At 64.3% G+C, this 22,517-nt stretch carries 27 protein-coding genes and 1 tRNA gene; 18 read left to right on the forward strand and 10 right to left on the reverse strand.

Going from position 1 to position 22,517, the window contains the following annotated elements; translation table 11 throughout:
* Window positions 1-17: 17 nt before the first annotated feature.
* The 3 genes from MRY80_RS19270 (at window position 18) to MRY80_RS19280 (ending at window position 2,268) form a co-directional block, all read left to right on the forward strand.
* A complete protein-coding gene (locus MRY80_RS19270) occupies window positions 18-1,322 on the forward strand; it encodes a flavin-dependent oxidoreductase (RefSeq protein ID WP_293292690.1) in 1,305 nt (434 codons plus the stop codon).
* Between the two features lie 89 nt (window positions 1,323-1,411).
* Complete coding sequence (locus tag MRY80_RS19275; RefSeq protein ID WP_293292691.1) at window positions 1,412-1,840, forward strand: MarR family winged helix-turn-helix transcriptional regulator; 429 nt, start codon at window positions 1,412-1,414, stop codon at window positions 1,838-1,840.
* Window positions 1,837-2,268 (forward strand): hypothetical protein, encoded by a 432-nt coding sequence (locus MRY80_RS19280; protein WP_293292692.1) that lies wholly within the window; start codon window positions 1,837-1,839, stop codon window positions 2,266-2,268. The genes MRY80_RS19275 and MRY80_RS19280 overlap by 4 nt, the downstream gene beginning before the upstream one ends.
* Window positions 2,269-2,272: 4 nt before the next feature.
* On the opposite strand, the gene MRY80_RS19285 is transcribed toward MRY80_RS19280, so the two are convergent.
* Genes MRY80_RS19285 through MRY80_RS19295 form a run of 3 tightly spaced genes read right to left on the reverse strand, consistent with a single transcriptional unit; the run spans window position 2,273 to window position 4,929 of the window.
* Window positions 2,273-2,554, reverse strand: coding sequence for a type II toxin-antitoxin system RelE/ParE family toxin (locus MRY80_RS19285; protein WP_293292693.1), 282 nt, complete (start codon window positions 2,552-2,554; stop codon window positions 2,273-2,275).
* Window positions 2,555-2,557: 3 nt separating this feature from the next.
* Window positions 2,558-2,788, reverse strand: coding sequence for a ribbon-helix-helix protein, CopG family (locus tag MRY80_RS19290; RefSeq protein ID WP_293292694.1), 231 nt, complete (start codon window positions 2,786-2,788; stop codon window positions 2,558-2,560).
* Window positions 2,789-2,826: 38 nt separating this feature from the next.
* Window positions 2,827-4,929: a molybdopterin oxidoreductase family protein gene (locus MRY80_RS19295; protein ID WP_293292695.1), complete on the reverse strand. Its 2,103-nt coding sequence runs from the start codon at window positions 4,927-4,929 to the stop codon at window positions 2,827-2,829.
* Between the two features lie 47 nt (window positions 4,930-4,976).
* On the opposite strand from MRY80_RS19295, the gene rlmJ reads away from it, so the two are divergent.
* From rlmJ to MRY80_RS19310, 3 genes are all read left to right on the forward strand, one after another.
* A complete protein-coding gene (gene rlmJ / locus MRY80_RS19300; RefSeq protein WP_293292696.1) occupies window positions 4,977-5,834 on the forward strand; it encodes a 23S rRNA (adenine(2030)-N(6))-methyltransferase RlmJ in 858 nt (285 codons plus the stop codon).
* A 105-nt stretch (window positions 5,835-5,939) separates the two neighbouring features.
* Window positions 5,940-6,398 carry a hypothetical protein gene (locus MRY80_RS19305; protein WP_293292697.1) on the forward strand — a complete coding sequence of 153 codons (459 nt, stop codon included), beginning with the start codon at window positions 5,940-5,942 and terminating at the stop codon, window positions 6,396-6,398.
* An 18-nt stretch (window positions 6,399-6,416) separates the two neighbouring features.
* Window positions 6,417-7,115, forward strand: coding sequence for a ribonuclease (locus MRY80_RS19310; RefSeq protein WP_293292698.1), 699 nt, complete (start codon window positions 6,417-6,419; stop codon window positions 7,113-7,115).
* Between the two features lie 21 nt (window positions 7,116-7,136).
* Here MRY80_RS19310 and MRY80_RS19315 read toward each other — a convergent pair whose 3' ends face one another.
* A complete protein-coding gene (locus MRY80_RS19315; RefSeq protein WP_293292699.1) occupies window positions 7,137-7,307 on the reverse strand; it encodes a hypothetical protein in 171 nt (56 codons plus the stop codon).
* A gap of 132 nt (window positions 7,308-7,439) precedes the next feature.
* On the opposite strand from MRY80_RS19315, the gene MRY80_RS19320 reads away from it, so the two are divergent.
* Window positions 7,440-8,042: a glutathione S-transferase gene (locus MRY80_RS19320; protein WP_293292700.1), complete on the forward strand. Its 603-nt coding sequence runs from the start codon at window positions 7,440-7,442 to the stop codon at window positions 8,040-8,042.
* Window positions 8,043-8,107: 65 nt separating this feature from the next.
* On the opposite strand, the gene MRY80_RS19325 is transcribed toward MRY80_RS19320, so the two are convergent.
* A complete protein-coding gene (locus tag MRY80_RS19325) occupies window positions 8,108-8,752 on the reverse strand; it encodes an outer membrane protein (RefSeq protein ID WP_293292701.1) in 645 nt (214 codons plus the stop codon).
* A 246-nt stretch (window positions 8,753-8,998) separates the two neighbouring features.
* On the opposite strand from MRY80_RS19325, the gene MRY80_RS19330 reads away from it, so the two are divergent.
* The 6 genes from MRY80_RS19330 to MRY80_RS19355 all read left to right on the forward strand — a co-directional run bounded on the left by MRY80_RS19330 (window position 8,999) and on the right by MRY80_RS19355 (window position 14,180).
* Window positions 8,999-9,943: a calcium/sodium antiporter gene (locus MRY80_RS19330; protein ID WP_293292702.1), complete on the forward strand. Its 945-nt coding sequence runs from the start codon at window positions 8,999-9,001 to the stop codon at window positions 9,941-9,943.
* A 25-nt stretch (window positions 9,944-9,968) separates the two neighbouring features.
* On the forward strand, window positions 9,969-10,727 hold the full coding sequence (locus tag MRY80_RS19335; RefSeq protein ID WP_293292703.1) for an SDR family oxidoreductase: 759 nt from the start codon (window positions 9,969-9,971) through the stop codon (window positions 10,725-10,727).
* Between the two features lie 65 nt (window positions 10,728-10,792).
* Window positions 10,793-12,811, forward strand: a complete 2,019-nt coding sequence (gene uvrC, locus MRY80_RS19340) for an excinuclease ABC subunit UvrC (RefSeq protein ID WP_293292704.1) — start codon at window positions 10,793-10,795, stop codon at window positions 12,809-12,811.
* 58 nt (window positions 12,812-12,869) lie between these two features.
* Window positions 12,870-13,466 (forward strand): CDP-diacylglycerol--glycerol-3-phosphate 3-phosphatidyltransferase, encoded by a 597-nt coding sequence (pgsA, locus tag MRY80_RS19345; RefSeq protein WP_293292705.1) that lies wholly within the window; start codon window positions 12,870-12,872, stop codon window positions 13,464-13,466.
* Window positions 13,463-13,717: a molybdopterin converting factor subunit 1 gene (moaD, locus tag MRY80_RS19350; protein WP_293292706.1), complete on the forward strand. Its 255-nt coding sequence runs from the start codon at window positions 13,463-13,465 to the stop codon at window positions 13,715-13,717. The genes pgsA and moaD overlap by 4 nt, the downstream gene beginning before the upstream one ends.
* 1 nt (window position 13,718) lies before the next feature.
* Complete coding sequence (locus tag MRY80_RS19355) at window positions 13,719-14,180, forward strand: molybdenum cofactor biosynthesis protein MoaE (protein ID WP_293292707.1); 462 nt, start codon at window positions 13,719-13,721, stop codon at window positions 14,178-14,180.
* A gap of 51 nt (window positions 14,181-14,231) precedes the next feature.
* Here MRY80_RS19355 and MRY80_RS19360 read toward each other — a convergent pair whose 3' ends face one another.
* Window positions 14,232-14,948, reverse strand: coding sequence for an outer membrane beta-barrel protein (locus MRY80_RS19360; protein ID WP_293292708.1), 717 nt, complete (start codon window positions 14,946-14,948; stop codon window positions 14,232-14,234).
* Between the two features lie 168 nt (window positions 14,949-15,116).
* Between MRY80_RS19360 and MRY80_RS19365 the strand changes: the two genes are divergently transcribed.
* Window positions 15,117-15,794 (forward strand): biliverdin-producing heme oxygenase, encoded by a 678-nt coding sequence (locus MRY80_RS19365; protein WP_293292709.1) that lies wholly within the window; start codon window positions 15,117-15,119, stop codon window positions 15,792-15,794.
* A complete protein-coding gene (locus MRY80_RS19370; RefSeq protein ID WP_293292710.1) occupies window positions 15,766-18,339 on the forward strand; it encodes an HWE histidine kinase domain-containing protein in 2,574 nt (857 codons plus the stop codon). The genes MRY80_RS19365 and MRY80_RS19370 overlap by 29 nt, the downstream gene beginning before the upstream one ends.
* Before the next feature lie 22 nt (window positions 18,340-18,361).
* Here the strand turns inward: MRY80_RS19370 and MRY80_RS19375 are convergent, their stop codons facing one another.
* From MRY80_RS19375 to MRY80_RS19385, 3 genes are all read right to left on the reverse strand, one after another.
* Window positions 18,362-18,721, reverse strand: coding sequence for a hypothetical protein (locus MRY80_RS19375; protein ID WP_293292711.1), 360 nt, complete (start codon window positions 18,719-18,721; stop codon window positions 18,362-18,364).
* 124 nt (window positions 18,722-18,845) lie between these two features.
* A tRNA-Ala gene (locus MRY80_RS19380) sits at window positions 18,846-18,921 on the reverse strand.
* A gap of 66 nt (window positions 18,922-18,987) precedes the next feature.
* Window positions 18,988-19,629: a hemolysin III family protein gene (locus MRY80_RS19385; RefSeq protein ID WP_293292712.1), complete on the reverse strand. Its 642-nt coding sequence runs from the start codon at window positions 19,627-19,629 to the stop codon at window positions 18,988-18,990.
* A 135-nt stretch (window positions 19,630-19,764) separates the two neighbouring features.
* Between MRY80_RS19385 and MRY80_RS19390 the strand changes: the two genes are divergently transcribed.
* A complete protein-coding gene (locus MRY80_RS19390) occupies window positions 19,765-20,208 on the forward strand; it encodes a thioesterase family protein (protein ID WP_293292713.1) in 444 nt (147 codons plus the stop codon).
* A 52-nt stretch (window positions 20,209-20,260) separates the two neighbouring features.
* Here MRY80_RS19390 and ndk read toward each other — a convergent pair whose 3' ends face one another.
* The gene (ndk, locus tag MRY80_RS19395; protein WP_293292714.1) at window positions 20,261-20,683 is read right to left on the reverse strand and encodes a nucleoside-diphosphate kinase; all 423 of its coding nucleotides are present in this window, start codon (window positions 20,681-20,683) and stop codon (window positions 20,261-20,263) included.
* 137 nt (window positions 20,684-20,820) lie between these two features.
* On the opposite strand from ndk, the gene MRY80_RS19400 reads away from it, so the two are divergent.
* Together MRY80_RS19400 and MRY80_RS19405 are read left to right on the forward strand one after the other, a co-directional pair.
* Entirely contained in the window at window positions 20,821-21,339 is a 519-nt protein-coding gene (locus MRY80_RS19400; protein WP_293292715.1) for a DinB family protein, read from the forward strand.
* Between the two features lie 208 nt (window positions 21,340-21,547).
* Complete coding sequence (locus MRY80_RS19405) at window positions 21,548-22,462, forward strand: FecR domain-containing protein (RefSeq protein WP_293292716.1); 915 nt, start codon at window positions 21,548-21,550, stop codon at window positions 22,460-22,462.
* Window positions 22,463-22,517 lie beyond the last annotated feature (55 nt).

Raw genomic sequence — 22,517 nt, forward strand, 5'->3', positions numbered from 1 at the left:
GCGGAGGAGTGACATTCATGGCCCAACCCCTTGTGATGATTGCCGGTGGCGGCATCGGCGGTCTTGCGACCGCGCTTACGCTGAACCAGATCGGCGTGCCCTGCCTGGTGTTCGAAGCCGTGCGCGAATTGCGTCCGCTCGGGGTCGGCATCAACATCCAGCCGAACGCCGTGCGCGAACTCTACGATCTGGGCATCGGCCAGGACGATCTCGACAAGGTGGGCGTGCCGGCGAAGGAATGGGCCCTCGTCGGCTTGAACGGCAACGACATCTATTCGGAGACCCGCGGCATGCTGGCCGGCTACAACTGGCCGCAATATGCCGTGCATCGCGGCCAGTTCCACGTGATGCTCTACGACACGTTCGTCGCACGCGCGGGCAAGGACGCCGTGCGGCTCGGCAGCCGCGTGACCGGTTACGAGAACAATGCCGACGGCACCGTCACCGCGATCGTCGAAGGCGCCGACGGCACGACGTCTCGCGAGACCGGCACATTGCTGATCGGCGCGGACGGCATCCACTCCTCCATCCGCGCGCAGATGCATCCCGACCAGCCGCCGATCCATTGGGGCGGCGCGATCATGTGGCGCGGCACGACCATGGCGAAACCGATCCGGAGCGGATCGTCCTTCGTCGGTCTCGGCACGCACCAGCACCGCATGGTGATCTACCCGATCTCGCATCCCGATCCGGACACCGGGCTCGCGATGATCAACTGGATCGCCGAACTGACGGTGGACAATTCCGAGGGCTGGAAGAATTCGGGCTGGTTCAAGCCGGTCGAGATCGACGACTTCATCAGCCATTTCGAAGGCTGGACCTATGACTGGCTCGACGTTCCCGCGCTGCTGCGCGGCGCCGACGTCGCCTATGAGAACCCGATGATCGACCGCGATCCGGTGCCCACGTGGCGCGACGGCAACGTCGTCTTGATGGGCGACGCCGCGCACGCCATGTACCCGACCGGCTCCAACGGCGCGAGCCAGGCGATCATCGACGCCCGCGTGCTCGGCACATGCCTGCTCGAACACGGCGTCTCGCCCGACGCGCTCGCCGCCTTCGACGAGGCGCTGTGCGGACCGGTCTCCGAACTCATCCTGCGTAATCGCGGCGCCGGCCCCTTCGGCCTTCTCAACATGGTCGACGAGCGCTGCGGCGGCGAGTTCGACAGCATCGACGACGTCATCCCCGCCGAAGAACGCGCCGAATTCATGGCGAAATACAAGGCAGCCGCCGGCTTCGCGATCGAGAAGCTGAACAACGCGCCCCGGACGATCCCCGAAGGCGCCACCGTCGAGACCGAGCCGGCGATCCAGGCATAGACGTTCGGGAGCGTATCTTCCGAGCCACGGCATGACGGATGCGTCATGCCGGACTTGATTAGTTCGCATGCGAACCATATCTTTGCGATATGGACAGTCTCTTCCTTCTACTGAAGCTCAACTGCACGCGGCTGAGCAAGCTCGCCTCCGCCGCGGCGCAAGCAAGAACCGGCCTTCCCGGCGCGCAGGCGCCGGCATTGCTGATGCTGTCAATGCACGGCCCCCGCCGGATCAGCGATCTCGCGCGTGATCTCGACCTTGGGAAGCCGGCGGCGACGACGCTCGTCGATCGCATGGAGAAAGCACAGCTGGTCTTCCGGCAGAGCGACGAGAGCGACGCGCGGATCAGTGTCATCACGCTGACGGAGCGCGGCCGCGCCATGGCTGCTGACGTCGCCGTGATGATCGGCGAATTCGACGCCACGCTCGTCGGAGGGCTCGATGAGCACGAAGAAGCCATCGTGCGCCGGTTTCTAAGACGGCTTTCGCAGTTGGACACGCTTCAGGGGAAGGCATGACGATGACGGCAAGTCGATGGATCAATCTGGCGACACGCGTCGCGGGCATGATGGTGCTCGCCATCGGCCTGGCGCATTTCGCCCTCCCAACGCTGGGCTATGCGACGGCCGACCTCGCCGTCATCCCTGACGCGCAGAGGGAGCACTTCGTCTTCCTGGGCACCTATTCGATCGCCTTCTTCCTGATCAGCTTCGCGGTCATGACCCTGTTCGCGAGACTGGAGACCCCTCGCCGCGAAATGACAGTGTTTCTTGGGCTGATGGTCGTCGTTTGGACAGCGAGACTCGTGCTGGAACTCATCTATCCGGTCGAGCTCCCACTCTTCTTCGTGCCGAAACCGCATCCGATGCTGATCGTGACACTGACGATCATCGCGCTCGGCTACGCTGTCGGCTTCGCCGGCCACCTGCGGTCGGGCCGCGCCTGATTTTTCAGAAGTCCGTCGGCCAGAGTTGCGCACCATGCATGACCGCCAGAATCTCCACCTGATCGGTGACACGATAGGCCACGACATAAGGCAGCGGCGCCAGGACGTACTCTCGGGTGTCATCCACACGACCATGCCGCCCGATATCAGGCCTGTCAGCAAGAAGCGAAATGCGTTCAGAGATTTCCGTTGCCACTCTGGCGGCGGCGACGGGATTGCGATCGGCGATATAGGCGAGAATTCCGTCGAGTTGGCGGAGCGCGGAGCGTGTCCACACGATCCGCATGGCTCAGCGGTATTTCGCGATGACAGCGTCCACTTCCGCAGCGTCGGCAAAGTCCCCGGCATTCGCCGCATCGAGGCCTTCCTCGATCCGCCGACGCCATTCGGCCTGCCAAATCAACGAGTGCCCGTCCTCAAGCGCTTCGCGGACGATCTCCGCCCGATCCACGCCAAAACGCCGCGCCAATTCGTCGATGCGCGCTGACAATTCGGGCGATATATCCGGTTTGACGTTCATGAGGGCATTCTACCCGCGCGCACCGCAGGCCGCAAACGCTACAAGCCCCTCACCCAGACCTTTGCATCATGCACCGCCGCGCCGCCATAGGGTGCGACGGAATCGGCGCCGGTGAGCGTGTTGATGCCCCAGCCGTTGAGATGCGCCTTGTTGGGCCAGAGGCCTTCGGCGATGATCGTTCCGCGTCGTGGCTTGTCGGACACCTTCACATGCAGATGGACCTCGCCGCGCGCATTGCCGAGTGCGACGGGGGCGCCGTCTTCGAGGCCGAGGCTTGCCGCATCTTCCGGATGGATCGTCACTTCCGGCCGCTTCTCGCGCTTCACCGATCCCGGCGTCTCGGCGAAGGTGGAATTGAGGAAGGACCGCGACGGAGACGTCGCGAGCCGGAACGGATGGTCCGCATCCGGCTCCTCCGTCAGGTCGAGATAATCGGGAAAAGCCGGAAGCCGGTCGGCCGGGCCCTGCGGGCCGAGCGCCTGGGGCGGCTTGTTGGGAGACGGGCCCGCCAGCCAGTCCGGGCTGAAGCGGAACCTGCCGTCGGCATAGCCGAATCCGTGGACATAATGCGCCGTCTCGAAATCCGGCTGCACGTCCACCCAGCCCTTCTCGTTCAACGTCTCGTAGGTCTCGCCATGCGGCGCGAGCATGCCGTCGATCAGTTCCCGCTCCGACCTGCCGAAGCCTGACAGGTGGTCGACGCCGAGGCGCTTTGCCAGTTCCTCGAAGACGAAATGGTTCGGCCGCGTCTCGCCCGGCCCGTCGATCAACTTCGGTCCGAGCATGACGTGCTGGTGGCCGCCGCCCTTGTAGACGTCGTCGTGTTCCAGGAACATCGTCGCCGGAAGCACCACATCGGCCAGTTCCGCCGTTTCCGTCATGAACTGCTCGTGGACGACGGCGAACAGATCCTCGCGGGCGAGGCCCCGGCGCACCAGCGCCTGCTCCGGCATCACATTGGCGGGATTGGTGTTCTGGATCAGCATGGCCGTCACCGGCGGACCGCCTTGCAGCGCGTCCGCATCGCCGGTCAGCACGCGGCCGATCTTCGACTGGTCGAGCCAGCGAATGCCGGGATCGGCATGGGCCGTACCGGTGATCTCGTCCTTGTCGAACCGGTAGATGCCGCCATTGTTGTGGAACGCTCCACCGCCTTCATGCTGCCACGAGCCGAGGACAGTGGGCACGCAGGTCGCGGCATGCATAGAGACCGCGCCGTTGCGGTTGCGGGTGAGGCCGTAGCCGAGCCGAAAGAAGGTCCGCTTCGTCGTCCCGACGAGCCTGGCAAGGGCCTCGATGTCCTCGACCGCCAGGCCGGTGACGGCGGCCGCCCATTCCGGTCCGCGCTCCTGAAGATGTGATTCAAGGCCGGCCGGGTCGTCGCTGAATTTGCTCATGAATTCGCGATCGGCATAACCGTCGCGAAACGCCACATGCATGACCGCGCAGGCAAGCGCCGCGTCGCTGCCGGGCTTCAGCACAAGGCCGATGTCGGCCTGGGCGATGGTGTCGTTGGCGTAGATGTCGATCGCGACGATCCTGGCGCCGCGTTCCTTGCGTGCCTTGACCGCGTGGGTCATCACGTTGACCTGGGTGGCGACCGGGTTGGTGCCCCAGAGCACGACGCAGTCGGCCTTGGCCATCTCGCGCGGATCCGGCCCGGCGAGCCTTCCGGTGCCCATCACGTAGCCCGTCCAGGCCATGTTGGTGCAGATGGTGTCGAACTGGTTGGAGTAGCGCTTGGCGTGTTTCAGACGCAGGATGCCGTCGCGCTGGACCTGGCCCATCGTGCCGGCGAAGAAATAGGGCCAGACCGTCTCAGACCCGTGTTCGGCCTCGGCCGCCAGGAAGCGTTCGGCGACCAGATCGAGCGCTTCGTCCCACGACGCCTGCCGCCATTCGCCTGCCCCCTTCCTGCCCGCCCGGATCAACGGGTGCAGGAGGCGGTCGGGATGATGGATGCGCTCGGAATAGCGGGCGACCTTGGCGCAGATCACGCCGTCGGTGTAACTGTTGTCCTTCGATCCGCGCAGGCGACCTATGCTCACGCCGTCCACGACGTCCACATCGAGGGCGCAACAGGACGGGCAGTCATGCGGACAGGTGGAGCGGAAAGTCTCGATGCGGGGCGCTATATTCATGCGAAGGAGACTAGCCCGGAACCTCGCGGCGCGATAGGAGCAGCGGCATGAACTACCGTCACATTTTCCATGCGGGCAACTTCGCCGATGTGTTCAAGCACATCGTGCTCGCCCGCGTCATCGCCTACATGCAGCGCAAGGACGCCGCCTTTCGCCTGCTCGACACCCATGCCGGTCTCGGCCTCTACGACCTGACGTCGACCGAGGCGCAGAAGACCGGCGAATGGAAGACGGGCATCGCCCGCGTGCTCGACGCGGCCGACAGCGCGCCGGCGGATGTCCGCGAACTGATCGCGCCCTATCTCGACGTCGTGCGCGGCTTCAATCCCGAGGGCGGCGTCACGCAGTATCCCGGATCGCCGATGATCGCGCGCAAGCTGTTCCGCAAGCAGGACCGGTTGACCGCGCTGGAGCTGCATCCCGACGATTACGAAGTCCTGCATTCGCATTTCGACGGCGACATCCAGGCCCGCATCACCAAGCTTGACGGCTGGCTGGGCGTGAAGTCGCATTTGCCGCCGAAGGAACGCCGCGGCGTCGTGCTGATCGACCCGCCCTTCGAGGTCTATCACGAGTTCTTCAACATCCTCACGGCGCTGAAGGAAGGCCATGCGCGATTCGCGACCGGCGTCTTCCTGCTGTGGTATCCGGTCAAGCACCGCAAGGGCGTCGCTGAGTTCCGCGAGGAATTGCGGGCGCTGAAGATCCCGCGCATCCTCGACACGTCGCTGGAAGTGCGCTCCTCGCGCGACGAGGTGCGCTTCGACGGCTCCGGCATGATCGTGGTCAACCCGCCCTACGCGCTTGAGTCGGAATTGCGCACCATCCTGCCCTGGCTCTCTTCGGTGCTCGAATTCAAGCGCGGCAGCGGCGCCTATGCGGTGAACTGGCTCGCCGGCGAGTAAGGCGTTTCCTTGTCGGGGTTTGGCATTCGGGCCATATCAAACGGGGTGACGAGGCCGCCGTCATGCGGTAATCACGTTGCAACGTCAGGCGCGAGGGAGCTTACGATGTCCAGCCGGATCTCATCTGTCATTCGGACCAGCATGGCCGCCGCCCTGCTCGCCGCATCCGCGGTCGCAACGCAGGCCGCAGACATCATCGCACCCGGACCCTATGCGCCCGTCGGACCCGAATCGGTTTGCGCGCAGACCAACTATCTCGGCGCCATCCAGCGCCGATTCAGGATCCAGGCCCGCGAAGTCCACCACGATCCCGCGCTGTCGATCCTCGCGATTTCCAACATTCGCCAGAACCGCTTTCTGCCGAAGATCGACGAAGTGCGCGCCCTCGACCGCCTCTACTGCCAGGGCACGGCCTCGATGTCGGACGGACGCAACCGCACGGTCTGGTATCTGGTCGAGTATGGCGCGGGCTTCGCCGGTGCCTTCGGCGACAATGTCGAGTTCTGCGTGAGCGGTCTCGATCGCTGGAACGTCTATGACGGATATTGCCGCGTCCTGCGCTGACCGCGCCCTGCAGGTCCGATGCGCATCCTGATCAGCGCCGCCGCCGCCCTTGCCGCCGCGATGGCGCTTGTCGGATGCGAGGATGCTGCGTCGTCCGACCAGACATCCGTTCAGCCCAAATCCGCCGTTTCCGTCCCGCAGGGCAGCGGCTTTGATTTCTACGTGCTCGCCCTGTCCTGGTCGCCGAGCTATTGCGCCTCCTATGGCGACCGGGCCAACACGCAGCAATGCGAGGCCGACGAACCGTTCGGTTTCGTGGTGCACGGGCTGTGGCCGCAATTTGCACGCGGATATCCGACCGCCTGCCCGACGGACAGATCGCTGAGCGTGCCGCGCACCCTCTCGGATTCGATGCTGGACATCATGCCGTCAACCGGCCTCGTGCGTCACGAATGGCGCGAGCACGGCACCTGTTCCGGCCTGTCGCAGGACGATTATTTCGCCGTGACGCGCCTCGCCTTCGAGACGATCGAGATCCCGCAGGATGGCGAGATGCGCCGCGACGGGCAGACCGTCGATCCGGACAACGTCGAAGAGGCGTTCCTGGCGGCAAATCCCGGCCTGCCGCGCGACGCCATCGCGGTGACCTGCGGCCGACACTATCTGCGCGACGTGCGCATCTGCCTGTCGCGCGATCTTTCCGGTTACGTCGCCTGCCCGAAAGTCGATGCCTCCGCGTGCCGGCGATCGGGCGCGGTCATGCCCGCCATCCGCTGACGGGCACGCCCTTCGCACGCCCTACTCGGCGTCGTTTTCCCGGTTTTCCTCGGAGATCGGGTCGGCGCTGTCGTCGGAGCGCTTCTTGCGGTCGTCGCGATCCGCGTCCGAGTGCGCGCTGCCTTTCTTCTGTTGCCGGCGCAGTTCCTGATTCGCCTCGGCGATGGTCTCCCCGTGATCGTTCTTGATCATTTTCGGTCTCCTTCTGCTTGGTTGTGCCGGCCAGAAAGGTCCGACGTCGCGTTTGCAGAAGAAACGTGTTGAGACAGCCTTCGTTCCACCGCTAATGGTGCTGCGCGTCGTCTGTCGAAGGGAGAATGCCACATGGCCAAACTGCTCTACTCACCCGCCTCGCCCTACAGCGCCAAGGTGCGCATGGCGGCAAGCTGGCTCGGCCTTCCGGTCGAATCGGAAACCGTCAACACCAATGACGAACCGCACCTGCTCGTGGACAACAATCCGCTGGGCAAAATCCCGACCCTGATCCTCGACGACGGATCGGCGCTCTTCGACAGCCGCGCCATCATGCAGGAGTTCGACCGGATGAGCGGGCGCGGCCTTTATCCGCGCAACGGGCAGAAGCGCATGGAGGCGGAGCGCCTCGAAGCGCTCGCCGACGGCATCACCGACGCCCTGATCGCGCAGATCTACGAGCGGCGCTTCCGGCCGGAGGAGAAGGTTCACCAGCCCTGGCTGGACATGCAGGCGCGCAAGATGACGCGCGGCCTGGAGTGGCTGAATGCCAATCCGCCGCGCGTGACGTCGAAGCTCAATGGCGGGCAATTCGCGACCGCAGCCATGCTCGGCTATCTGGACCTGCGCTTCCCCGACCTCAACTGGCGGCGCGGCCGGCCGAAGCTGAAGCGGTTCGAGGACCGCTTCGCGTACGCTTTCCCGGATTATGCGAAGCTGCGCCCGCAAGCCTGAAACGAGCATGAAAAAGCCCGCGCGGAGCGATCCACGCGGGCGTTGATCTGCCGAGTTGCGGCCGATCAGAACTTCAGGCCGATACCGGCCTTGACGCTGTGCTCCGTGAAACCGGAGGACACGGTGCCGCTGTCCAGAACGTAGTCCTTCGCGCCGTAATCGGAGTAGCGATACTCCAGGCGGCCGAAGATATTGTCGGTCAGAAGCGCTTCTGCGCCGGCGCCCACGGTCCAGCCGATATGGGTGGCCGAATCGGAGCTGGTCGCGTCGGCCGCCTCGACATTGGCGAGCGCGAGACCGCCGGTGCCGTAGATCATGAACGGCTCGGCGACGGCGTAGCCGAGACGGGCACGCAGCGAACCGAAGGCCTTCTTGTCGACGCTGTTGGTTCCGTCGTCCCAGGACGCGCCGGAATAGCCGACATCGCCTTCAGCACCGTAGATGATCGCGCCGTTCTGCCAGTTGACGCCGGCGAAGGCGCCGCCTTCCCAGCCGTCGGCGCTTTCGTCGCCTTCGTCATATTCGGCCCAGTTGTAGCCGCCAAAGGCGCCGATATAGACGCCGGACCACGTGGCCGCGCTCTGCTCGATGACGATCGGGGCGGCCGCTGGCGGCTCCGGCGGCGCCTCGATGGCGTCCGCGGCCAGGGCGGCGTTGCCGGCGAGCGCCACAATGGCCACTCCACCAGCGAGTTTTGCAATCAAACGCATTTGAACTCTCCTTGACGGTCGTTGCGCGGGCTGAAACGGCTCACCGTTTCAAGCACCATTGCCCCTCGAACTCCCAAGCAGCGATATCGTTCCCGAATGCGGCGAATGCTTTGCCGGAAATTGGAGATTCAGCGGCCAAAATATGGCGTCGCGCCGCTGTGGCCGAACGGCAACAAGGCCGCGCTCCCTTTTTTCCCGACAGGCGTGCCTATATAGACGGAGCACCTCGACAACCGACAGGTTTCCATGATTCTCGACATCCTCATGCTCGCCGCCGGCCTCGTGCTCCTGGTGTTCGCCGGCGACTTCCTGGTCAAGGGCGCCGCGGGCCTCGCCGAAAATCTGGGCATCCCCTCTCTCGTCATCGGACTGACCATCGTCGCCTTCGGCACTTCGGCGCCGGAACTGATGGTTTCGCTGCAATCAGCGCTGTCCGGCGCCGCCGACATCGCGGTCGGCAACGTGCTCGGCTCCAACATCGCCAACGTGCTGCTGGTCATGGGGCTGCCGGCCGTCATCGCGTCGATCCATGCCGACCAGCGCGGCCTCGCCCGAAACGTCGCCGTCATGCTGGTCTTCACCATCGCGTTCATGTGGATGATCAGCGACGATCAGTTGGACCGGCTCGAAGCCGGCGGGCTGCTCGCCGGCTTGGCCCTGTTCATCCTCGCGCAGGTGGCGCGCGCCCGCGCGCACGTCGAGGAGGACGAGCCGGCGGATTACCACGACGAACTCGGCGAAATGCCGCATGCGACCGGCCGGATCGCCATGTATCTCCTCGGGGGGCTGATCGGCCTGCCGCTGGCGGCGCATCTGACCGTCTCCGGCGCGTCTGGGCTGGCCGAAACCTTCGGCATCTCGCAGGCCGCCATCGGCCTGACGATCGTCGCCGTCGGCACTTCGCTGCCGGAACTCGCCACCACCATGGCGGCCGCCTGGCGCAAAGAGGCCGATGTCGCGCTCGGCAACATCATCGGCTCCAACATCTTCAATATCGGCGCCATCATGGGCATCACCGGGCTGATCGTGCCCGTGCCCGTGTCCCACATCATGATCGAGCGCGACATGTGGATCATGCTGGCCACCGCCGTGCTCCTGACCGCCATCTGCTACATGCGCATCACCACCGGCCGGCTGCTCGGCGCCTCTATGTTTGCCGCCTATCTCGCCTATATCGTGGTCGTGTTCTGACCACCGGAGATGATTTTCATTGGACATGAGGGGCGTAGCGCTCGTGACGGGCGCAGCGAAACGGATCGGCCGGACGATCGTCGAGGACCTGGCCGCACACGGCTTCAGCGTCGTCATCCACGCCAATCGCTCGTTCGACGCGGCCGAGGACCTGGCAGCGCAATTGCGGGGCAAGGGCCATGCGGCTCAGGCCGTGATGGCCGATCTTTGCGACATGACGGCGGTGCGCGGTCTCGTGGAACGGGCCGAAGCCGTGGCAGGCGCGCCGGTGGACCTTCTCGTCAACAACGCCTCGCTGTTCGAAGACGATACGATCGGCGCCTTGGATGACGAGATCTGGGCGCGGCATTTCGCGGTGCATGCGCAGGCGCCGGCGCTGCTCGCCGAAGCGCTGGCCGCCCGTCTGCCCGGCGACAGCGACGCGCTGATCGTCAACATGATCGACCAGCGGGTCTGGCGGCTGACGCCGAATTTCTTCTCCTACACATTGTCGAAATCGACGTTGTGGACCGCGACGCGCACCATGGCGCAGGCGCTTGCGCCGCGCATCCGCGTCAACGCCATCGGCCTCGGCCCGGCGCTGAAGAGCGCCCGCCAGAGCGAGGAGGATTTCGGCCGCCAGACCGACGCGGTGCCCTTGCAGCGCGGACCGGCGCTCGATGAAATCGGCGCGACGATCCGCTATCTGTGGGGCAGTCGGTCGATCACCGGACAGATGATCGCGCTCGACGGCGGCCAGCACCTGGCGTGGAAAACGCCCGACGTTGCCGGCATCGCCGAATAGCACCATCTGTCAGTTGCCTGCCGAGAGGCCTTGAAGTCGCGTCCCGACATCGCCGAAATGCAAAGATGAACGCCAAACCGATTCCCGCAAACGGCATTGCCGAAACCGAGTATGATGGCGGCGCCGACCCCGTGGTCGCCGCGCTCGGCAAGGGGCTCGTCTGGGACACGGCCGACGATCTTGCCGAGAACCTCAAGGGCGCCGAGCTGATCAAGGCCTATGTGAAGCGCCTGCCGAACGCGCCGGGCGTCTATCGCATGTTCAACGCCGACGGCGACGTGCTCTATGTCGGCAAGGCGGCGAGCCTGAAGAAGCGCGTGACCAATTACGCGCAGGGGCGCGGCCATTCCAACCGCATCACCAAGATGATCACGCTGACGGCGGCGATGGAATTCGTCACCACGCGCACCGAGACCGAAGCGCTGCTGCTGGAAGCCAACCTGATCAAGCGGTTGCGCCCGCGCTTCAACGTGCTGCTGCGCGACGACAAGTCGTTTCCCTACATCCTGATCACCGGCGGCCACGAGGCGCCGGGCATCTTCAAGCATAGGGGCGCGCAGACGCGGAAGGGCGACTACTTCGGCCCCTTCGCCTCGGCGACGGCGGTGGCGCGGACGATCAACGCGCTGCAGCGCGCCTTCCTCCTGCGCACCTGCACCGACAGCGTGTATGAAAGCCGCACCCGCCCGTGCCTGCTCTACCAGATCAAGCGCTGCTCGGGTCCCTGCACCGGCGAGATCTCGCCCGACGGCTATGGCGAACTTGTGAGCGAGGCCAAGGCGTTCCTGTCGGGCCGCAGCAAGGCCGTGCAGGCGGCGATGTCGACGACCATGCAGGAAGCCGCCGAAGACCTCGATTTCGAGCGCGCGGCCGTCTATCGCGACCGCATCGCCGCGCTGACCGCGATCCAGAGCCACCAGGGCATCAATCCGCAGACGGTCGACGAGGCCGACGTCTTCGCCATCCAGCAGGAAGGCGGCATGACCTGCATCCAGGTCTTCTTCTTCCGCACCGGCCAGAACTGGGGCAACCGCGCCTATTTCCCGAAGGCCGACGCGACGCTGGAAGCGACGGAGGTGCTCGGCGCCTTCATCTCGCAGTTCTACGACAACAAGCCCGTGCCGCGGCTGATCCTGACGTCGGAGACGCTGGCGGAAGCCGACCTCCTGTCGGAAGCCCTGTCGCTGAAGGCGCCGCGCAAGGTGGCTATCGCCCGGCCGCAACGCGGTGAACGGCGCGATCTCGTAGATCATGCGCTGGCGAACGCCCGCGAGGCGCTCGGCCGCCGTCTGGCCGAAACGTCGTCGCAGGCCAAGCTGATGGCCGGCATGACGGAGGCGCTGCATCTGACGCGCGTGCCGCGCCGCGTGGAGGTCTATGACAACTCCCATATCATGGGGACGAACGCGGTCGGCGCGATGATCGTCGCCGGGCCGGAAGGCTTTGCCAAGAACCAGTACCGCAAGTTCAACATCAAGTCGGAGGACGCCACGCCGGGCGACGACTTCGCCATGATGCGCGAGGTGATGGAACGGCGTTTCTCCCGCCTCGTGAAGGAAGAAGGCATTCCCGATCGCTTGGCGGAGAAGGCCGAGGAAGAGACGGACGCCCTCTCCGACCCGATGCCGGCCTGGCCCGACCTGCTGCTGATCGACGGCGGCGCCGGCCAGGTGAAGGCCGTGATGACGATCCTGAAAGAGCTCGGCGTCGATGAGGCCGTCGATGTCGTCGGCGTCGCCAAGGGTGTCGATCGCGATGCCGGGCGCGAGCGCTTCATCATCCCCGGCAAGCAGGAATTCTCGCTGCCGCCGCGCGACCCGGTGCTCTATTTCATCCAGCGGCTGCGCGACGAGGCGCACCGCTTCGCCATCGGCTCGCACCGGGCGCGGCGCAAGAAGGAAATGGTCAAGAACCCGCTCGACGAGATCGGCGGCATCGGGCCGGCGCGCAAGCGCGCGCTGCTGCATCATTTCGGCACCGCCAAGGGTGTCGCCCGCGCCGCGCTGGAGGATCTGGAGAAGGTCGAGGGCATTTCCGAGGCCATGGCAAGGCAGATTCACGACCATTTCCGGCAGTCGGGCTGATCGTCGCACCGACATCCGGCACTTGACCCGCCCCATTTCCGGTGCTTCTCACTGAATCATGCCCCGTAGCGCCTACAACCTGCCGAACATCCTCACCTATGCCCGCATTCTCGCGGTGCCGCTGATCGTGCTGTGCTTCTTCCTGGAAGGCCGGCTGCAATCGAGCGATTTCGCCCGCTGGCTGTCGCTCGGCATCTTCATCACCGCCAGCATCACCGACTTCTTCGACGGCTATCTTGCGCGCAAGTGGAAGCAGACGTCGAATATCGGCCGCATGCTTGACCCGATCGCCGACAAGCTGGTCGTTTCAGTCGCCCTCTTGCTGCTCGCCGCCGAAGGCTCGCTGAAGAACTGGAGCCTGTGGGCCGCGGTTATCATCCTGTGTCGCGAGATCCTCGTTTCCGGCCTGCGTGAATACCTCGCCTCGCTTGAGGTCTCAGTGCCGGTCACGTGGCTCGCGAAATGGAAGACGGCCATGCAGCTCGTCGCCATCGCCTTCCTGCTTGCCGGGCCGGCCGGCGACAAGATCGTGCCCTATGTGACCGAGACCGGCCACATTCTGCTCTGGCTCTCCGCGCTGGTGACGCTCTACACCGGCTGGGACTATTTCCGCACCGGGCTCAAACACGTGATCGAGGACGACAGCCGACCATGACCAAGCTCGTCTATTTCGCATGGGTGCGCGAACGCATCGGCGTCACCGAGGAAGAGGTCGAGCTGCCCGACGGCGTGAAGACCGGCGCGGACCTGCTGGCATGGATGAAGACGCGCGGCGAGAACTACGAGGCCGCGCTCGCGATGGACAACGCCATTCGCATCGCCGTCGACCAGGAACATGTCGATCACGACGAGGCCCTGGGCGCGCCGCGCGAAATCGCCCTATTCCCGCCGATGACCGGTGGGTGAGATGACAGGCGTCGAACCCGTCATCCGCGTGCAGGCCGAGGATTTCGACATTGCCGCGGAGAGCGCACGCCTCGCGCAAGGCCGGGCGGATGTCGGCGCCGTCGTCACGTTCACCGGCCTGTGCCGCGACGAAGGCGGCACGCTCGCGGCGCTTGAACTGGAACATTATCCCGGCATGGCCGAGGCCGAGATCGGGCGCATCGCCCATCAGGCGCTGGAACGCTGGCCGCTGGCCGGCCTGACCGTGATCCACCGCCACGGGCGCATCGCGCCAGGCGAAAACATCGTGCTCGTCGTCACGGCCTCGGCGCACCGCCAGGCGGCCTTCGAGGCGGCCGACTTCCTGATGGATTTCCTGAAGACCCGCGCGCCCTTCTGGAAGAAGGAACAACTGAAGGACAGCGGCGGAGGCGGCTGGGTCGCGGCGAAAGACGCCGACGACGAAGCGGCCGAGCGCTGGTAAGCAACCGGCCCAAGCCTCGTCACACGGTAGACTGTCGCCGGCAGAGCCCGTTTAGAAGTGGTAGTTCAGCCCCACATTAACGTTGTGCGTCTCGACCGCGGCCTCGAGCGCATAATTCCTCCCGTCGACGTCGTCGGGAAACCAGGTGTGGTCCTGATAGGAGGTGTAGAGATATTCGAGCTTCAGGCTCGTATGCTCCGACACCATATGCTCAGTGCCGGCGCCGACCACCCAGCCCGTGAGGGTCGTGCTCTCGTCGGGCAGAAGCGGAGCGGTCATTGAGATGCTCGCCTTGCCCCATGCCATGCCCCCGGTTCCGAACAACAGCGTGTCGCCCACGGTCACGCCTGCACGCCCGCGGACCGACGCCTGCCAGTCGATCTGGCTGGAGATCGTGTCGTCAGGGCTCGGCGCGGCCGGATCGGCATAGACGTCGGCAATCTCGCCGGCATTGATGCCTGCCTCGATGCCGAGAACGAGATTCGATCCGACCTGGACATTGTAGCCGGCCTGAATGCCCCCGAACACGCCGTCCGGATTGGAATCGTAGTCGGACTCGGAGATCGACAGCGCGCCGATGATCTGGACGATCCGCTCTCCCTTGGCCGTCGACGACGTATTGCCGGCCGAATAGCCGATCTGGACACCGCCATAGAGGCCCTCCCAGTTCTGCGCGGAGGCAGAACCGTCGAGGTCTTCAGCCGAAGCTGAAACCACGGACGCAAGAAGGACCGGAACGGCGAAAATGGATAGGTTCAAATGTGTCATATTAGCTTTCAATGAAAGAATCCCCCCGGAATATGCGAAATGTTACTATAGGATTAACCTTTTTCAGCGCGCAAGGACGCCGGGCCGACTTTTGCCCTCTCGCCACAGGCAAGGCATCCAGCCGGGTCCGTCGGGCGAGCGGCGCGAGGACAAGCACAGCACTCGTGGATGCCCGCGCTCGAAAAATTTGTGCAGCGCGGGAACCAAATCGCATGTTGCTGCGTTTATGGGCTAGAGCTCTTTTTCCTACCCTTACGTCAGGTCTATTTTTTGCATTCCATTCGAGACGGACTGATCGAGGCGACCGCTTCGCTGCACAGGCAAGTCGACTCCCTTTTCAGCATGGACAGAATAACCACTCCGTGCGGCTACGGCGCGATGCTCATGTCGCATGCAGCCGTCGTTCCCGGCACGGAGGCGTTCCTGCTTCGCAGCCGTCACCTCGTCGATCTGCCCCGGTTCGAGGAGCGGATGCGCACGTCGGCGCTCGAAAACGACATCCGGGCGCTCGAACTGGCGCCGGCAAGCGCCGCTCCTATGTCTTTTTTAAATTCGCCCGGTGCGGTTGCAGGTCTATTATACGTGCTCGAGGGCTCTCGTCTCGGGGCGACAGTCATTCGTCGTCGACTTGCGAAATCAGGCGCCAGCTATCCAACCGATTTTCTCAGCCACGGGGAGAATTGCGGTTTTTGGCAGAGCTACCTGAACTGGCTTCAAAGCACGCAGTGGTCGCCGGACGACCTTGTTGACATGCGCGACAGCGCGGTCGCGCTCTTTCGACAATACCTAGTGACAGCGGAGGCGTGTTTCTCGCCCTATGAACCAGAATACCAAACCACAAGTTGACCTGACCAACTGCGACCGCGAGCCGATCCACCTGCTCGGCAAGGTGCAGCGTTTCGGTTTTCTCGTCGCGCTGACCTCCGACTGGATCGTGTCGCATATCTCGGCCAACGCGTCGGAATATCTCGGCGGCGAGCCGGAGAGCCTCATCGGCGAAGCGGCGACCACGTTCCTGTCACGCGAGTCCATCCACTCGATCCGCAACAAGCTGCAGAACATGCGCTCCGGCGCCCTGCCCGAGATCGTGCACAATGTTTCGGTCGGCCTCGGGGACAAGAGCCTCTACGACGCCACCGTCCACATCGCCAGCAACCACATCGTCCTCGAATTCGAGCGCCCGTCGGCGGATGGCAGCGCCGAGCGCTATGTCGGCGACGTGCAGCAGGCGATGAACCGCATCGCCCGGCTGAACGACGTCACCGGCATCCTCAAATTCGCGGTCCGCTTCGCGGCGGCCCTGACCGGCTTCGACAGGGTCATGGCCTATCGCTTCGCACCGGACCAGAGCGGCGAAGTCGTCGCCGAATGGCATGCCTCCGGCCTCAAGCCGTTTCTCGGCCTGCGCTATCCGGCGTCCGACATTCCGGCTCAGGCCCGCACGCTCTACGTCAAGAACCCGATCCGCGTGATCGCCGACACCTATGACGACGGCGTCGAGATCCTACCCGGGCCGGGCCCCGACGGGGTCCTCGACCTCTCCAACTCGATCCTGCGGTCGGTTTCGTCGATCCACCTCGAATATCTGCGCAACATGCCGGTCGGCGCGTCGATGTCGATCTCGCTGATCATCGAGGGCAAACTCTGGGGCCTCATCGCCTGCCACCATCGCAGGTCCAAGATCCTGCCGCAGGCGCAGCGCAACGCGATCCTGCTCTTCGGCCAGATGCTCTCGCTCTTGCTCGAGGGCCGGCTTTCACGCGACGACACGGCCGCCCTCGAAAGCACCAGCGAACTGATCAACGCGGTCTCGCGCTCCGCCGCGGCTTCCTCGTCGGTGAACGAACTCTTTGCCGCCAACTACGAATCCGCGCTCGCGCTGATGCAGGCGGACGGCATGGCGGTTCTTGCCAACGGCGCCGTCACCGGTGTCGGGCTGCGCCCGTCGAACGAGGACGTGCGTGCGATCGCCAAGCGTCTCAACACGCTGCCCGCGGGCCAGGTGTTCGCGACAAACGAGATCCGGACGCTTCTGCCGGAAGCGACGGCCTACAAGGAGGACGCCGCCGGTCTGGTCGCCATTCCGATCTCGAAGGCGCCCCGCGACTACGTGATCTTCTTCCGTCCGGAACTGAAGCGCGTCGTGACCTGGGCCGGCGATCCGGAGAAACCGGCGCAACTCGGTCCGAACGGCATCCGCCTCACTCCGCGCAAGAGCTTCGAGGCCTGGCGCGAGGAGGTCGAGGGGCAGAGCGAGGAATGGTCGCGCACCCAGATCAAGGCCGCCGAACAGCTGCGCATCACGATGCTCGAGGTCGTGCTGCGCATGGCCGACGAGGCAGCCGAGGAGCGCAGGAAGGCGTCCGAGAAGCAGGAACTTCTCATCGCCGAACTTAATCACCGCGTCCGCAACATTCTCGGACTGGTCCGAAGCCTGATCTCGCAGACCTCGGCAACGGATATCTCCACGGCCGAATTCGCCAAGGTTCTGGACAGCCGAATCCACGCCCTGGCGCGCGCCCACGACCAGATCACCAAGGAAAACTGGCTGCCTGCCCCGGTCAAGCAACTGATTCGCACTGAAGCGGCCGGCTATCTTCTGGACAAGTCGGACCGCGTGATCATCGAGGGTGACGAGGTGATGCTGACCCCGACGGCCTATTCGACGGTCGCGCTCGTCGTCCACGAACTGATGACGAACTCCGCCAAATACGGCGCCCTCGCCGATCGCAGCGGCACGGTGCGGGTGAACCTGACGCGCCTGCCGGACGGAGCGCTGGACCTCTTCTGGACCGAAATGGACGGACCGCCGGTCACCAAGCCGACCCGCCGCGGGTTCGGAACGACGATCATCGAGCGGTCCATCCCGTTCGAACTGCAAGGCGAATCGGAAATCGACTATCCCGTCACCGGCGTGAAGGCGCGGATCCGCATCCCCGCGACCCATGTCCGGGAGGGCGACCCCATGCCGGAAAGCGTCTTCGAGGAACCCGCATCGAACGACGTGGATCACGAAATGCCCGCGATCCCGCAGCATGCGCTGCTTGCCGAGGACAATCTCATCATCGCGATGGACGCCGAGGACATCCTGCGGAGCATGGGCTTCGCGCGCGTCACCGCATGCGGCACTGTCAGCACGGGCCTGATGGCGCTCGACGAAGGATCGGTGGATTTCGCGGTGCTGGACATCAATCTCGGCGCGGATCTCAGCATCCCGATCGCGGAGAAACTGCACGAAGCGGGCACGCCCTTCATCTTCGCGTCCGGCTATGGCGAGAACGCCGTCATGCCCGAGCATCTGAGCGATGTCCCGATCCTCGCGAAACCGTATGACTTCGAGGGAATGCGCAAGGCCGTCGCCATCGCGCTGGAGCGCGCGAAGGCGGACTGATCAGACCGAAAAAGGTGTGGCGTCAGGCGGCCATCAGCAGATGGCGCGCAACGTCGGCGTAATTCACCGGCTTGGTGAAGACCTGCGGCGTAGTGCCGAGCTTGCTTGATAGTTCGCCGACCTCGCGACCCGTCACGAACGCAAACGGAAGACCCTGCTCGTGCAGTTCGACCGCGATCGGAAGGCTCGTGTGACCGCCCAGATCGAAATCGAGCAGGGCCGCGTCCGGATTGACTTCGTTCAAGAGATCGAATGCGGAGGCGAGATCGTAGGCAATATGGCACTTGTGGCCATGGTCTTCGATCTCCATCGCCGCGTCCATTGCAATGATCGGGTCATCGTCAAGCAGAAGGATGGTGCTGGGGGTAACAGAAACGCTCATGAAATCCAAAATGCGGAAGCGCCGCTTTGGTTGCACGGTGAAGCGAAAAAATCTGTCGCCCCCGTAATCTGCCCGGGAAACCTCGTTTCAGCAGGCCGACAGACGGCTTGGACAGGCGGATAATTGGTGGAGTCGATCGGGATCGAACCGACGACCTCGTCATTGCGAACGACGCGCTCTCCCAACTGAGCTACGACCCCATTCAATTCTGCAGATCACTGATCGACAGAAACGCATTTGTCCAGAGGGTGTGACGGTTTTTTCGCTCAGGCGGCCGAGAAAGCGCCCGCCGTGACCGCCGTGAAGTGGCAACCGGACGCCGCCAGGACGAAAGCGTGCCAGATCGCATTCTGGTATTTCAGGCTGTTCCATTGATGGAACACGACTCCCACGGAATAGAGCAGGCCACCCGACAGGATGAGCGCGGAGACGACGCCCGGCAGTCGGTCGAAGATCGGCCAGGCGAGCGTCAGGCTGGCCCAGCCGAGCACGAGGAAGATCGCGACGGTGACGCCCTCGAGCTTGCGGCGCATCAGGAGCTTGGCGACAGCGCCGAGCACGGCGGCCGCCCAGACGAACGCAAGCACGCCATAGGCGAAGGCGCTGCCGATCAGGACGACGAGCGGCGTGTAGGTTCCCGCGATCTTCAGGAAGATCGCCGCCTGGTCGAAGCGGCGCAGGACCGGTTTCCAGCCCGCATCGCTGACCATGTGATAGGCAGCGGACACGCTGAACAGCGTCACGACCGTGACACCGTAGATGACGAGCGAAGTGCTGTTGGGAATGTCGAGCGTCGGAATGGCGAGGACGAGGACGACAGCGACCGCGATCACGCTCGCGGCTATTCCGATGACGTGAATGACGCCATCGGCGATGCGTTCGGCGCGCGTATATTCCGGATAAGGCATCTGGCCCCTTCGACACTTTCCGGCGATTCCTGTGCGAGGATTGCAGCATTGCCGTGACAAGGCAACCGGACGGCTGTTTTGTCGCAGCTCCGGATATCGGCTATGGGGCGCCTGCCAGGACGAACGGAGACCGCCATGAACAACGACAAGACCGCGCTGCCCACGATCGACATGTTTCCCGCGCTGACTGTGCATACGCTGCGCTACGCCGATCATGACCAGGAGGGTCATGTGAACAATGCGGTCTATTCGACGATGTACGAGGCCGGGCGCGTCTCCGTCCTCTACGACCCTGCGCAGGCGATGCCGCCGGCGGGTTGCCACTTCTCGCTCGTGCGGATCACCATCGACTTCCTGGCCGAGATGACGTGGCCCGGCGACGTGACCATCGGCACGGCCGTGACGCGGATCGGCAATTCCTCGGTCAGCCTTCGCCATGCGATCTTCAAGGACGGAACCTGCCGCTCGACGGCCGAAGGCACCGTCGTCTGCACGAATTCGACGACCCGCAAGTCGCAGCCCCTGCCCGACCATGCCCGCGCCTTCCTGGAGACCATCCGGCTCGCCGAGGGCGCATGAAAAAACCGGGCGCGAGGCCCGGTTTCTAGAAATTCGAAGTCTGGATGCAGACTTAGCCGACGATGTCGCAGCCGGCGAACCAGAACGCGATTTCCTCGGCAGCCGTTTCCGGAGCGTCGGAGCCGTGGACGGAGTTTTCGCCGATGGAGTTGGCGAAAGCCTTGCGGATCGTGCCCTCGGCGGCGTCGGCCGGGTTGGTCGCGCCCATGACTTCACGGTTCTTGGCAATGGCGTTCTCGCCTTCCAGAACCTGAACGACGGTCGGGCCGGACGACATGAACTCGGTCAGTTCGCCGAAGAAGGGGCGTTCCTTGTGAACGGCGTAGAAAGCTTCCGCCTGGCGCTGGCTCATCCAGACGCGCTTGGAAGCGACGACGCGCAGGCCGGCCTCCTCAAGCATCTGGGTGATCGCGCCGGTCAGGTTGCGCGCGGTGGCGTCCGGCTTGATCATGGAAAAGGTGCGCTCGATGGCCATGGGACTGTCCTCTTGGTCGTGATTGGGGGAGAATTTGAAATTCGCGCGGTCTATAGCCGCCCGCATGGCGCTTGCCAAGGGGCGCGCGACGCCGCGGACTGCCGGGCATCGCATCACCGAAACGGGGAGTTGGAAGCATGGACGGACGCACGCATTACCGGATGTTCGCAGCCTATAATCGCTGGGCCAACGGCCGGCTTTTCGACGCCGCCGAGTTGCTCTCGGAAGAAGAATGGGACCGCGACGTCGGCGCCTATTTCGGCTCGATGTGCGGCACGCTCAACCACATCCTCGTCGCCGACCGCATCTGGATGCATCGCTTCACCGGCACCGGCGAGACGCACAGGGTGCTCGCGGATCTGCCGCATCCGCAGTTCGGCGCGTTGCGGACCGAGCGTGGCCGGATGGACGAGCGGATCGTGGACTGGGTCGAAACACTGAGCGAGGAAACGCTTGCCGGGCTGTTTTCCTATGTGCCGGTTACTTCCCCGAAGGAGGTGACCCAGGCGCTGTCGCCGGCGCTGGCCCACTTCTTCAATCACCAGACGCATCACCGCGGCCATGCGCACATGATCCTGTCGGTGCTCGGCCACGAGCCTCCGTCGCTGGACCTGATCTACTTCCTGCGCACGGAGGAAGGCAGCCCGTTCACCTGAACGCGCAGATCGACGCCGGAACAGTCAGAACGCATTGAAGACCGCTCGGCGGCCCCGTTTCACGCTGGCAAATCGGGCGGCAACGCCAGACACAAGCATGCCAAAAGCCTGATTTTCCCGCGAATTACAGAATAATGCACGTTGTAATAGCCCCAACCGGGCCGCATAGTCCTATCCGGGGCAATCATTTTGATCTGGGACGGGCGCTGTGCGTATTCTTACCATCATGGGGTTTGCCCTTGCGGGCGCATTTTCATTTTACTCGTCAAGCATTGATGCCAGGGAACTGGCTACTGCGATGGATGTGGACCAGACATCCTACGTCAAGGTCTCGGGCTCGGCCCGGATCATCGTCTCGGGCAACAGGTTTTCTCAGGGAGACGTTATCGAGACTCAGCGGTCAGGCCAGGTACAGTTGCTGTTCGATGATCAGACACGCATCGTCGTCGGCCCGAATTCGCGACTGATCGTCGAAGAAATCCTGATGAAATCGGGCCGATCCGCGAACCGCTTCGCGGTGACGGCGGTCAAGGGGAGTTTCCGCTTCATCACCGGCCGAAGCAGCAAGTCCGCCTACGAAATCCGGACACCGACCGCGACCATGGGCGTGCGGGGCACGACTTTCGACTTCTCGGTGAATGGCAAGCGCGAAACCGATCTCGCCGTCCTCTACGGCTCGGTCAGATTCTGTGGCCGCTCGGGAGAATGCAAGCGGGTCAATCGCGGCTGCAACCTCGCCTATGCCGATCGACGTGGCAGAGTGGGCACGCCCGAAACGCGAGAAGAAGGCGCCAAGCGCATCAGCGACGGCTTTCCCTACCTGTTCTCACAGAAGTCCCTGATGAGCGCGTTTCGCACGCGCACCGGTTCATGCAGCCGCTACACGAAGCTGGCCGTCAGCATAGCCTCGAAGTCAGGCGGCAGCGTTCAGGGCGTCAATGGACCCGCCCCCGTCTCGGCGCCCGCGGGAACACAGCCGGCAACGACACCGGCGGGAACGCCCGCGACAACCCCCACCGGCAGTCCCGGCAATTCCGGTGCAGCCGGCGGCAACAGCGCAGGACGAGGCGGCGGCAACAGCGACGGCCAGACCGGGAACAGCGGCGATCACCGTAACAACTGATGTGCAATCCGGCTTCACGAAACGGCGCTTCAGCGCGCCGTTTTTCTACTCTTTG

The sequence above is a fragment of the Oricola sp. genome (genome assembly GCF_022763245.1).
Classification (GTDB): domain Bacteria; phylum Pseudomonadota; class Alphaproteobacteria; order Rhizobiales; family Rhizobiaceae; genus Oricola.